At 72.3% G+C, this 12,220-nt stretch carries 9 protein-coding genes; 3 read left to right on the top strand and 6 right to left on the bottom strand.

The features are described from left to right. Positions 1 to 106 precede the first annotated feature (106 nt). Both dxs and AC4BDD_RS06135 read left to right on the top strand, forming a co-directional pair. Entirely contained in the window at positions 107 to 2,056 is a 1,950-nt protein-coding gene (gene dxs / locus AC4BDD_RS06140; protein ID WP_490689945.1) for a 1-deoxy-D-xylulose-5-phosphate synthase, read from the top strand. Positions 2,057 to 2,251: 195 nt separating this feature from the next. Then, on the top strand, positions 2,252 to 3,772 hold the full coding sequence (locus tag AC4BDD_RS06135; protein ID WP_490689944.1) for an amino acid permease: 1,521 nt from the start codon (positions 2,252 to 2,254) through the stop codon (positions 3,770 to 3,772). 51 nt (positions 3,773 to 3,823) lie between these two features. Here the strand turns inward: AC4BDD_RS06135 and AC4BDD_RS06130 are convergent, their stop codons facing one another. Continuing rightward, on the bottom strand, positions 3,824 to 4,216 hold the full coding sequence (locus AC4BDD_RS06130) for an NTP pyrophosphohydrolase (protein WP_490689943.1): 393 nt from the start codon (positions 4,214 to 4,216) through the stop codon (positions 3,824 to 3,826). A gap of 202 nt (positions 4,217 to 4,418) precedes the next feature. Between AC4BDD_RS06130 and AC4BDD_RS06125 the strand changes: the two genes are divergently transcribed. Beyond that, complete coding sequence (locus AC4BDD_RS06125; RefSeq protein ID WP_490689942.1) at positions 4,419 to 5,459, top strand: PLL family lectin; 1,041 nt, start codon at positions 4,419 to 4,421, stop codon at positions 5,457 to 5,459. A 115-nt stretch (positions 5,460 to 5,574) separates the two neighbouring features. On the opposite strand, the gene AC4BDD_RS06120 is transcribed toward AC4BDD_RS06125, so the two are convergent. From AC4BDD_RS06120 to AC4BDD_RS06100, 5 genes are all read right to left on the bottom strand, one after another. Continuing rightward, positions 5,575 to 7,701 carry a 3-hydroxyacyl-CoA dehydrogenase NAD-binding domain-containing protein gene (locus tag AC4BDD_RS06120; protein WP_490689941.1) on the bottom strand — a complete coding sequence of 709 codons (2,127 nt, stop codon included), beginning with the start codon at positions 7,699 to 7,701 and terminating at the stop codon, positions 5,575 to 5,577. Further along, positions 7,698 to 8,918 (bottom strand): thiolase family protein, encoded by a 1,221-nt coding sequence (locus AC4BDD_RS06115; RefSeq protein WP_490689940.1) that lies wholly within the window; start codon positions 8,916 to 8,918, stop codon positions 7,698 to 7,700. The genes AC4BDD_RS06120 and AC4BDD_RS06115 overlap by 4 nt, the downstream gene beginning before the upstream one ends. 230 nt (positions 8,919 to 9,148) lie before the next feature. Next, positions 9,149 to 10,426 carry an HRDC domain-containing protein gene (locus AC4BDD_RS06110; protein WP_490689939.1) on the bottom strand — a complete coding sequence of 426 codons (1,278 nt, stop codon included), beginning with the start codon at positions 10,424 to 10,426 and terminating at the stop codon, positions 9,149 to 9,151. Positions 10,427 to 10,678: 252 nt separating this feature from the next. Continuing rightward, positions 10,679 to 11,341 carry a LuxR C-terminal-related transcriptional regulator gene (locus AC4BDD_RS06105; protein WP_490689938.1) on the bottom strand — a complete coding sequence of 221 codons (663 nt, stop codon included), beginning with the start codon at positions 11,339 to 11,341 and terminating at the stop codon, positions 10,679 to 10,681. 213 nt (positions 11,342 to 11,554) lie between these two features. Then, complete coding sequence (locus tag AC4BDD_RS06100) at positions 11,555 to 12,217, bottom strand: DUF3000 domain-containing protein (protein WP_490689937.1); 663 nt, start codon at positions 12,215 to 12,217, stop codon at positions 11,555 to 11,557. Positions 12,218 to 12,220: the final 3 nt, after the last annotated feature.

The raw sequence follows: 12,220 nt of genomic DNA, 5'->3' as shown, positions 1-12,220 counted from the left end.
ACCGTGGCCCGCTCACCCAAGGGACGGGCGGAACATTAGACTCGTCGGACCGCAAGGCTCGACTCGACAGCGAGCTGAACAGCAAGCTCGAAGCAAGGAGGCACGGGTGCTGCTGACTGGCATCAGGGGACCGCGTGATCTGGACCGCCTCACCCCGGGACAGCTGAACCGGCTGGCGGCGGAGATCCGTACCTTCCTCGTCGAAGAAGTCTCCAAGACCGGCGGCCACCTCGGACCCAACCTCGGCGTGGTCGAGCTCACCATCGCCCTGCACCGCGTCTTCCACAGCCCCAAGGACAAGGTGCTCTTCGACACCGGGCACCAGTCCTACGTGCACAAGCTGCTCACCGGGCGGCAGGACTTCACCAACCTCAAGGGCAAGGGCGGCCTGTCCGGCTACCCCTCGCGCGCCGAGTCCGAGCACGACGTCATCGAGAACAGCCACGCCTCCACGGTGCTGGGCTGGGCCGAGGGCATCGCCAAGGCCAACGAGCTGCTGGGCCACCGCGACCACCGCGTCGCCGCGGTCATCGGTGACGGCGCGCTGACCGGCGGCATGGCCTGGGAGGCGCTGAACAACATCGCCGCGGCCAAGGACCGCCCGCTGGTCATCGTGGTCAACGACAACGAGCGCTCCTACGCGCCGACCATCGGCGGCCTGGCCAACCACCTCGCCACGCTGCGCACCACCGACGGCTACGAGCGCTTCCTGGCCCGCGGCAAGGACATCCTGGAGCGCACCCCGGTCGTCGGCAAGCCGCTCTACGAGACCCTGCACGGCGCCAAGAAGGGGCTGAAGGACTTCATCGCCCCGCAGGGCATGTTCGAGGACCTGGGCCTGAAGTACGTCGGCCCGATCGACGGACACGACATCGAGGCCCTGGAATCCGCCCTGCAGCGCGCCAAGCGCTTCAACGGCCCGGTCATCGTGCACTGCCTCACCGAGAAGGGCCGCGGCTACCAGCCCGCCCTCCAGGACGAGGCCGACCGCTTCCACGCCGTCGGCAAGATCCACCCCGACACCGGGCTGCCGATCGCCGCCTCCGGCGCCGACTGGACCTCGGTCTTCGGCGAGGAGATGGTCAAGCTCGGCGAGGAGCGCGAGGACATCGTCGCGATCACCGCGGCCATGCTCCAGCCGGTCGGGCTGGAGAAGTTCGCCAAGCGCTTCCCGGACCGGGTCTGGGACGTGGGCATCGCCGAGCAGCACGCCGCCGTCTCCGCCGCCGGCCTGGCCACCGGCGGGCTGCACCCAGTCGTCGCCGTGTACGCCACCTTCCTCAACCGCGCCTTCGACCAGGTGCTGATGGACGTGGCCCTGCACAAGTGCGGCGTGACCTTCGTCCTGGACCGGGCCGGGATCACCGGCACCGACGGCGCCTCGCACAACGGCATGTGGGACATGTCCATCCTCCAGGTCGTCCCCGGCCTGCGGATCGCCGCCCCGCGCGACGCCAACCAGGTCCGCGCCCAGCTGCGCGAGGCTGTCGAGGTCACCGACGCGCCCACCGTGGTGCGTTACTCCAAGGGCGCGGTCGGCCCGGCGGTGCGGGCCGTCGGCCGCGTCGGCGGCATGGACGTGCTGCGCGACCCCGGCACCCAGCGCCCGGACGTGCTGCTGGTGTCGGTCGGCGCCCTGGCCCCGATGTGCCTGGAGATCGCCGACCTCCTCGACAAGCAGGGCATCTCCACCACCGTGGTCGACCCGCGCTGGGTCAAGCCGGTCGACGAGGCGCTGGTCCCGCTGGCAGCGCGCCACCGGGTCGTGGTCACCGTCGAGGACAACATCCGCGTCGGCGGAGTCGGCTCGGCCGTCGCCCAGACGCTGCGCGACGCGGGCGTGGACGTCCCGCTGCGCGACTTCGGCATCCCGCCGCGCTTCCTCGACCACGCCTCCCGCAAGGAGGTGATGGCCGAGATCGGGCTCACCGCACCGGACATCGCCCGCCAGGTGACCGGCCTGGTCGCCCGGATCGACGGCCTCCCGCAGTCGCAGCTCCGTTCGACCGGGGGAGCCGCCGCCGAGCAGCCCGCCGCGGAGCCCGCCCGCGACTGACGCGGAACACACCCGCCGTCCTGGGCCGGTCGGCGCACCCTCACGCACGCTTGTGACGGGTGCGCCGACCGGCCCAGTGGCTTACCCGGCCGCGGCCTCCGATCGGATGAAACACGCAGTCGGCCGAGCGTGCATCCGCCGCTGCCGCCGCGCGACGAGAAGCATGGCGCGGACGGGCAAGTGTGAGGAGCACGGGTGAGCACCAGGGAACCGAGCGTCCGTAAGTCCGGGAACTACTTCCGGACCAAGTCGATCGAGCAGTCCATCCAGGACACCGAGGAGCCGGACCACGCGCTCAGCAGATCGCTGTCCGCTCTAGACCTCACCGTCTTCGGTGTCGGTGTCATCATCGGCACCGGGATCTTCGTGCTCACTGGGACCGCGGCGAGGAACCAGGCGGGCCCGGCGACCGCGCTCGCTTTCACCGCGGCCGGTGTCGTCTGCGCCCTGGCGGCCCTGTGCTACGCCGAGTTCGCCTCCACGGTCCCGGTGGCCGGGTCGGCCTACACCTTCTCGTACGCCTCGATCGGCGAGCTGCCCGCCTGGATCATCGGCTGGGACCTGATCCTGGAGTTCGCGCTGGGCACCGCCGTGGTGGCGGTGGGCTGGTCCGGATATGTGCGCAATCTGCTGGACAACGCCGGATGGCACCTACCGGACGCCCTGGAAGGACCCGACAAGGTCGACGGGGTCGGCTTCGACCTGCTCGCCTTCCTGCTGGTCCTGCTGCTGACCGGGATCCTGGTGCTGGGCATGAAGCTCTCCGCCCGCATCACCAGCGTCGTGGTGGCGATCAAGGTGACCGTGGTGCTGATCGTGATCATCGCCGGGGCCTTCTTCATCCACACCGACAACTGGGACCCCTTCATCCCCAAGGCGCAGGGACGGGAGTCGGAGTCCGGCCTCACCGCACCCCTGATCCAGGTCATCTTCGGCTACGAACCCACCAACTTCGGCGTCCAGGGCATCTTCACCGCCGCCGCCGTGGTCTTCTTCGCCTTCATCGGCTTCGACGTGGTGGCGACCGCCGCCGAGGAGACCAGGAACCCGCAGCGCGACATGCCGCGCGGCATCCTCGGCTCCCTCTTCATCTGCACCACCCTGTACGTCGCGGTGACGATCGTGGTCACCGGCATGCAGAAGTACACCAAGCTGAGCGTGGACGCGCCGCTGGCGGACGCGTTCAAGGCAACCGGGCACCCCTGGTACGCGGGGCTCATCAGCTTCGGCGCCGCAGTCGGCCTGATCACGGTCTGCATGATCCTGCTGCTGGGGCAGACCCGGGTGTTCTTCGCGATGAGCCGGGACGGGCTGCTGCCCCGCTTCTTCTCCAAGGTGCATCCGCGCTTCGCCACCCCCTACCGCTCCACCGTGCTGCTCGGCGGGATCATCTCCATCGTCGCGGGCTTCACCAGTCTCGAGGAGCTGGCGGAGCTGGTGAACATCGGCACCCTCTTCGCCTTCGTGGTCGTCGCGATCGGCGTGCTGATCCTGCGTCGCACCCGCCCCGATCTGCCCCGCGCCTTCCGCACCCCCTGGGTGCCGGTACTGCCGATCGTCTCGGTCGCCGCGTCGACCTGGCTGATGCTCAATCTGCCGTCCGAGACCTGGGTGCGGTTCGGGGTCTGGATGGCCATCGGCTTCGTCGTCTACTTCCTCTACGGGCGGTCGCACAGCCGGATGAGCGCCACCACTGACCGACTCGAACGGTTCTGACGCCGCGCCGGCCCGGGCCGGCACCGCCGGTCGCCCCGGCTGGCGCCGCCGTCAGCGCACCGCGCGCGGGCCGGCGACCTCGGCGCCCCGGGCGGTGACCCGGGCCCGCAGCTCCCGGTCGGCCGTCACCACCAAACAGGGCCGTCCCGGTTCCCGCCCGGCCACCTCCACCACGATCCGGTCGTCCCCACTGCCGTCGGCCGCCACCACCCGCACCCCGTCCACCGGGTCGACCCCGCGCGCCGCGCCCTCGACGACCAGCACCAGCTCCACCGAGCACCGGACGGCCCACTCCGGCAGACCGGGGCCCGCCGGCAGGCCGTGCTCCGCGTACGGCGCGAGCCGGTCCCGCAGCCGCTCCGCCGCGCCGTGCCGGTCCCGCCACCAGCCGTCCGGCACCGAGCCGACCACGTTCGCCGCGTCCACCACCACAAGAGCCTTCATGTCCCCACCCTGCCGCACCGGGCGGTACGGGGCGGACGGTGCCGGGCGGACAGGGCAGGGCAGCGCGGGACATGACAGGGCAGGGCGGGCGGGGCGCGGGGCATCATGACGGGTCAGTCGACGGGTGGCCACTCGGCACGCCGAGGCAGGAAGGCAAAATGGTGTTGTCTTACATCACGCGAGGGAAGGTTGTCGGCGAACCATGGTCTTGCGGTTGCTGCGCGGCAAGGACGACAGGCTCACGGCCTACGCGCCGACGGCAGGCGGCATCAACCGCTGGACGGAGGCCCGCCCGGGCGGCCCGGAGTGGAGCGGGCCCGAGCTGCTGCGGCTGCCCGGCCTGACCGCCTGCTCCATCGGCCAGGGAGCGGACGGCTACGTCCATCTGATGGGCCTGCGGCAGCGGCAGGGCGAGGGCGACCGGGTCGACGTCGACGTGGTGCACGCCACCCAGTTCCAGACCGGCAGGCCCACCACGGCATGGCACTCCCTCGGCACGCCGCACCCCAAGGACTGGCGCAAGGCCCGCCGCGTCACCGTCGTGGCCACCGTCACCGGCCTGGACGGCGCGGTGCACGTCTTCGTGCGAAACGCCGGGGGCGGTATCAGCGCGCGGCGGCAGGACGCCAAGGGCAAGTGGAGCGGCTGGGTGGACTTCAAGGGTCAGGACGTCACCGACGGGCTGTCCGCCGCCGCGACCCGGGAGGGCCGGGTGGAGTTCCTCGCGCCGACCAAGGGCGGGGCGCTGCGCTGGTACATGACGGAGCCGGGCGGCGGGCTCAAGCGCGGCGAGGACCTGCCGGTCGACCCGCAGCCGGGCTCCGCCGCCGCGATCGAGACCGGCCCGGACACGCTCACCCACTTCTGGCGGGACGCGGCCGGCGGTGAGGTGCTGGCCTACCGCGCGGGGGAGGGCGCCGAGCCGATATCCCTCGGGGGCGCCGGGGGCAGTGGCCCCGTCGCCCTCCTCCAGGCCCCGGTGGACGGCCATGAGTGCACCGTCCTCGCGCAGCGCGAACCGGGCACCGGACGGCTCTCCGTCGCCGCCTGCCCCGCCCAGAACGAGGCGGCCGGGGTGTGGTGGACGCCCACCGGCGAGCCGGGGCTCAGCAATCCGGCGCTGGCGCTGGACGGTCTCGGGCGCGTGGTGCTCGCAGCGCTCGGACCGGGCGGCGAGCTGCGGATCGCCCGCCAGAAGACCAGCGAGCCGGGCCTCGCGCTCGACGCCTGGCACACGGTCTGAACCTACGATCCGACATGGCAAAGCGCCGGACGCGCTGGAAAATCCAGCCCGTCCGGCGCTTGAGGACCCCGGGTGTGGGGGCGGAGCCCCCACGAAGACCGGCTACGCCTCGCGGTTACGCCGGGACGCTGGCCACGCCCGGAGCCAGGAACTTCTTCCCGATCGCCCGCTCCGAGACGCCCTCACGGTCCAGGTACGGCGTGATGCCGCCCAGGTGGAAGGGCCAGCCGGCGCCGGTGATCAGGCACAGGTCGATGTCCTGCGCCTCGGCGACGACGCCCTCGTCCAGCATCAGGCCGATCTCCTGCGCGACGGCGTCCAGCACCCGCTCGCGCACCTGCTCCTCGGTCAGCTGGACATCGCCCTGCTTGAGCAGCGCGGCGACCTCCGGGTCCAGCTCCGGCTTGCCGGAGTCGTAGACGTAGAAGCCGCGCTTGCCGGCCTTGACGACCGCGGCGAGGTTCTCGGAGACCTTGAAGCGGTCCGGGAACGCGCCGTGCAGCGTCTCGGAGACGTGCAGGCCGATGGCCGGGCCGACCAGCTCCAGCAGCACCAGCGGGGACATCGGCAGGCCGAGCGGCTCGACGGCCTTCTCCGCGACCTCGACCGAGGTGCCCTCGTCGATGACGTTCTGGATCTCGCCCATGAAGCGGGTCAGGATCCGGTTGACCACGAACGCCGGGGCGTCCTTGACCAGCACACCGGTCTTCTTCAGCTTCTTGGCGACGGCGAAGGCGGTGGCCAGCGAGGCGTCGTCGGTCCGCTCGCCGCGCACGATCTCCAGCAGCGGGAGGATCGCGACCGGGTTGAAGAAGTGGAAGCCGACGACCCGCTCGGGGTGCTTGAGCTTCGAGGCCATCTCGGTGACGGACAGCGAGGAGGTGTTGGTGGCCAGGATGGTGTGCTCCGGCACGACCGCCTCGACCTCGGCGAACACCTTCTGCTTGACGCCCATCTCCTCGAAGACGGCCTCGATGACGAAGTCCGCGTCGCCGAAGGCGGCGGCCTTGTCGAGCGAGCCGGTCACCGCGGCCTTGAGGCGGTTGGCCTTGTCCTGGTTGATCCGGCCCTTGAGCAGCAGCTTGTCGATCTCGCCGTGGACGTAGCCCACACCCTTGTCGACGCGCTCCTGGTCGATGTCGGTCAGCACGACCGGCACCTCGAGGCGGCGGAGGAAGAGCAGCGCCAGCTGAGAGGCCATCAGGCCCGCGCCGACGACGCCGACCTTGCTGACCGGGCGGGCCAGCGACTTGTCCGGCGCACCGGCCGGGCGCTTGCCGCGCTTCTGCACCAGGTTGAAGGCGTAGATGCCGCTGCGCAGTTCGCCGCCCATGATCAGGTCCGCCAGCGCCTGGTCCTCGGCGTCGAAGCCCTGGCGCAGGTCGCCGTTCTTGGCGGCCGCGATGATGTCCAGGGCCCGGTAGGCGGCCGGGGCCGCGCCGTGCACCTTGGAGTCGGCGACGGCCCGGCCGCGCTCGACGGCCTGGTCCCATGCCTCACCGCGGTCGACCTCGGCCCGCACGACCTCGGTCTCGCCCTTGAGGACGGACGCGGTCCACAGCAGCGACTGCTCCAGGAAGTCCGCGCCCTCGAAGAGCGCGTCCGCGATCCCGAGCTTGAAGACCTGCTCGCCCTTGAGCTGCTTGTTCTGGTTGAGCGAGTTCTCGATGATGACGGTGACCGCGCGGTCGGCGCCGATCAGGTTCGGCAGCAGCGCGCAGCCGCCCCAGCCCGGCACCAGGCCGAGGAAGACCTCGGGGAGCGAGAAGGCCGGCAGCGCCTTGGAGACAGTGCGGTAGGTGCAGTGCAGGCCGACCTCGACACCGCCGCCCATGGCCGCGCCGTTGTAGTACGCGAAGGTCGGCACGGCCAGACCGGACAGCCGCTTGAAGACGTCGTGGCCGCCCTTGCCGATGGCCAGGGCCTCCTCGTGCTTCTTCAGCAGCTCGACGCCCTTGAGGTCGGCGCCGACCGCGAAGATGAACGGCTTGCCGGTGAGGCCGACACCGACGATGGAGCCCTCGGCGGCCTCCTTCTCGACCTGGTCGATGGCGGTGTTGAGGTTCGCCAGCGACTGCGGGCCGAAGGTGGTCGGCTTGGTGTGGTCGAAGCCGTTGTCCAGGGTGATGAGCGCGAAGCGGCCCGCACCCGGGAGGTCGAGGTGGCGGACGTGCGCCTGGGTGACGACCTCGTCCGGGAACAGCTCGGCGGCGCCCTTCAGGAGTTCAGCGGTGGTGCTCACTTGTTGCCTCCGTCGAAGTGCGGGTTCTCCCAGATCACGGTGCCGCCCATGCCGAAGCCGATGCACATGGTCGTCAGGCCGTAGCGGACGTGCGGCTGCTCCTCGAACTGCCGCGCCAGCTGCGTCATCAGACGCACGCCGGAGGAGGCCAGCGGGTGACCGAAGGCGATCGCGCCGCCGTACTGGTTGACGCGCTGGTCGTCGTCGGCGATGCCGAAGTGGTCGAGGAAGGAGAGCACCTGGACGGCGAACGCCTCGTTGACCTCGAACAGGCCGATGTCCTCGATGGACAGACCCGCCTTGGCCAGCGCCTTCTGGGTCGAGGGCACCGGGCCGTAGCCCATGACCTCCGGCTCGACGCCGGCGAAGGCGTAGCTCACCAGACGCATCCGGACCGGCAGGCCCAGCTCGCGGGCCACGTCCTCGGCGGCGACCAGCGAGGCGGTGGCGCCGTCGTTGAGACCGGCGGCGTTGCCCGCGGTGACCCGGCCGTGCGGGCGGAACGGGGTCTTCAGGGTCGCCAGGTTCTCCAGCGTGGTGCCCGGGCGCATCGGCTCGTCGGCGGTGGCCAGACCCCAGCCGGTCTCGCCGGCCTCGGGGCTGGTGCGGCGGATGGCGATCGGCACCAGGTCCTGCTGGATCTTGCCGTCGGCGTACGCCTTGGCGGCCTTCTCCTGCGAGCGCACGGCGTACTCGTCGGCGCGCTGCTTGGTGATGTGCGGGAGGCGGTCGTGCAGGTTCTCCGCCGTCATGCCCATGAACAGGGCGGACTCGTCGACCAGCTTCTCCGACACGAAGCGCGGGTTGGGGTCGACGCCCTCGCCCATCGGGTGACGGCCCATGTGCTCGACGCCGCCCGCGACGACGATGTCGTACGCGCCGAAGGCGATGGAGCCCGCGGTGGTGGTCACGGCGGTCATCGCGCCGGCACACATGCGGTCGATGGAGTAGCCGGGCACCGACTGCGGCAGGCCGGCCAGGATGCCGGCGGTGCGGCCCAGGGTCAGGCCCTGGTCACCGATCTGCGTGGTGGCGGCGATGGCCACCTCGTCGATGCGGGCCGGGTCCAGGTCCGGGTTGCGGCGCAGCAGCTCCCGGATGCACTTGACGACCAGATCGTCGGCGCGGGTCTCGTGGTAGATGCCCTTCGGGCCCGCCTTGCCGAATGGGGTCCGGACGCCGTCGACGAAGACGACGTCCCTAGCGGTACGAGGCACGTTGGCTCTCCTCCAGGTGCGGGGTGGCACTGCTGCGGGCACGCGTTCGGCGCGCCGACAGGGGTCATGCTACTTGTGGGTAACCAAGCTGCACAGCCTTCCGCGCGGGAGCGGCGAAGGTCACACGATCCGGCGCCCGTACCGCCGGTAACAGGCAGGCCGCGCCCGGCCGCCCCCCTCCGGACGCCGGTCCGCGGGGAGGTGGCAAGGGAGCGTCGACGCGCGTCGCGTCAGGCGGTGGTCGCCGTCAGCGCGGCGGTGAGGATCTCCGCGACCTGCTCGATCTGCCAGGGGCGGGCGCCATGGCCGGCCAGCACCGCCGACACCTGTTCCCGCGTCAGCTCGGCGGGCGGCTCCCAGCACAGCCGGCGCACCGTGTCCGGGGCGATGAGGTTCTCCTGCGGCATGCCCAGCCGCTCGGCGTGCGCGGACACCGCCGACCGGGCCACCGACAACCGGGCCGCGGCGGCCGGGTCCTTGTCCGCCCAGGCGCGGGGCGGCGGCGGGCCGGTGACCGGCTGGCCCGGCTGCGGAAGCTCGGTCTCCGGCAGGGCGCGCGCCCGGTCGACCGCGGCCTGCCACTGTTCCAGCTGGCGGCGGCCGGTGCGGTGCCCGAAGCCGTTCAGCGCGGCGAGCGCGTTGGTGGTGGACGGCAGCGCCAGTGCCGCCTCCACGATCGCGGCGTCGCTGAGCACCTTGCCGGGGGAGACGTCGCGGCGCTGGGCGATCCGGTCGCGGGTGGTCCACAGCTCCCGCACCACGGCCAGCTGCCGGCGGCGGCGGACCTTGTGCATCCCCGAGGTGCGCCGCCAGGGGTCCTTGCGCGGCTGGGCCGGCGGGGCCGCGGCGATGGCCGCGAACTCCTGGCGCGCCCACTCCAGCTTGCCCTGGCCGGTCAGCTCCTCCTCCAGGGCGTCCCGCAGGTCCACCAGCAGCTCGACGTCGAGCGCGGCATAGCGCAGCCACGGCTCGGGCAGCGGACGGGTGGACCAGTCGACCGCGGAGTGCCCCTTCTCCAGGGCGTAGCCGAGGACGTTCTCGACCATGGCGCCGAGGCCGACCCGGGCGAACCCGGCCAGCCGGCCGGCCAGCTCGGTGTCGAAGATCCGGTCCGGCACCATGCCTATGTCGCGCAGGCAGGGCAGGTCCTGGGTGGCGGCGTGCAGCACCCACTCGGCGTCGCCGAGGGCCGCGCCGAGCGCGGACAGGTCGGGGCAGCCGACGGGGTCGATCAGCGCGGTGCCCGCCCCGGCGCGGCGCAGCTGGACCAGGTAGGCCCGCTGCCCGTACCGGTAGCCGGAGGCCCGCTCGGCGTCGACCGCGACGGGCCCGTGGCCGGCGGCGAAGGCGGCCACGACGCCATCCAGCGCCGCCGGGTCGGCGACCACCGGGGGGATGCCCTCGCGGGGCTCCAACAGGGGGATCGGCGCCGTTTCGACGTCGTCCGGGGGGCCGCCCCCGGTGGTGCGCAGTGTCGTCTTAGCTGCGGTCTCTTGGGCGTCGGTCACCAGTCAAGGGTATCTGTGTGCGTGCCGGATGCAGGGCGCCCGCCGACGGAACGTCCGTCGACGGGCGTGGCAGCGGGGAAGCCGGGTGGGCTCGGTGGGGGGAATCGGGGGAATCGGAGGGATCAGCGGTGGGGGAGGGAGAGGGAGTGGGGGTCTGGGGAGGAGGAAGGGCGGAGAAAGGGGGGAGAAGCGGGGGAGGGGGAGGGAGGGGGGAGAAGGTGCGAAGGAGTGAGAAGAAGCGCGGATGGGCCGTCAGTGGATGATGCCGGTGCGCAGCGCCACCGCGACCATGCCGGCCCGGTCGCCGGTGCCGAGCTTGCGGGCGATCCGCGCCAGGTGGCTCTTGACGGTGAGTGCCGACAGGCCCATCGAGACGCCGATGGCCTTGTTGGACTGGCCCTCCGCCACCAGCCGCAGCACCTCGACCTCGCGACCGGACAGCTCGCGGAAGCCGCCGGGGTGACCGGGCGCGCCCGGCGGGCGCCGGTGCAGCCGGGCCGCGGCGGCGCCGATGGGGGCGGCTCCCGGGCGGCCGGGGAGCCCCAGGTTGGTGCGGGTCCCGGTGACGACGTATCCCTTGACGCCGCCGGCCAGGGCGTTGCGTACCGCGCCGATGTCGTCGGCGGCGGAGAGGGCCAGGCCGTTGGGCCAGCCCGCGGCGCGGGTCTCGGACAGCAGGGTGAGCCCCGAGCCGTCGGGGAGGTGGACGTCGGCGACGCAGATGTCGCGCGGGTTGCCGATGCGGGGACGGGCCTCCGCGATGGACGATGCCTCGATGACATCGCGCACGCCGAGGGCCCACAGGTGACGGGTGACGGTGGAACGGACGCGGGGGTCGGCGACGACGACCATGGCCGTCGGCTTGTTCGGGCGGTAGGCGACCAGGCTGGAAGGTTGCTCAAGGAGAACAGACACCAGGCCTCCTGAAGGGAGTTGGGTGGGGACGGTCATGAGGTCCTTCGGCACCCCCCTCGCCCGGCTTTAGGGAATGATCACGAACGAGTGAGTAACAATTCGGACAATTCAGACGGCTGATCGACCCGTGCGGGCGGGGTGCCCGCGGGGTCGGGGGCGTCCGTGCGGCCAGGGACGTCCGTGCGGCCGGGCGGCCCGGTCGGTGGGCTTTCGTCAGCGCGGCCGGGGCCCGCGCCGCTGCGGCAGCGGGACGACCCCCGGGTCGCCACCCGCCGGCGGCAGGCCCGCGATCTGGCACAGCAGATCGCACCAGGCCGCGAGGTGCGCCCCGGTGTCCGGCACGCCCGCGCTGTCGTCCGGGGTCCACGACGCCCGGATCTCGATCCGGGTGGACGGCTCCCGGTCCCCGAGCCCGCCGAAGTGGTGCGAGCTCGCCAGTGTCACCGTGCCGCTCGGCTCGCCGTACGCCACGCCGCGCGCCTGGAGCGCCCCGGTCAGCCAGGTCCAGCACACCTCGGGCAGCAGTGGGTCCGCCGCCATCTCCGGCTCCAGATCGGCGTGCACGAGGGTGACCAGCCGGAAGGTGCCGCGCCAGGCGTCGTGCCCCGCCGGGTCGTGCAGCAGGATCAGCCGGCCCTCCGCCAGCTCCTCCTCGCCCCCCTCGTCCGCGTCGTCCCCGTCGACGGCGACGACCGCCTCCAGCGCGTACGCGTACGGCGCCAGCCGCCGCGGCGGCGCGGTGGCGTCGATCTCCACCTCGGCCCGCGGCCGCGCGCCGCGCAATCCGGCGACCGCGTGCCGGAAGGCCAACGGGGCGCTGTCCTGACCATCAGTGCTGTCCGCACCGTCCGCAAGGTGTCCCTGAGCCGCTGCCATGCC

The organism is Streptomyces sp. JLBT605, from assembly GCF_058215555.1.
This window is presented reverse-complemented; position numbering and strand designations above follow the sequence as displayed.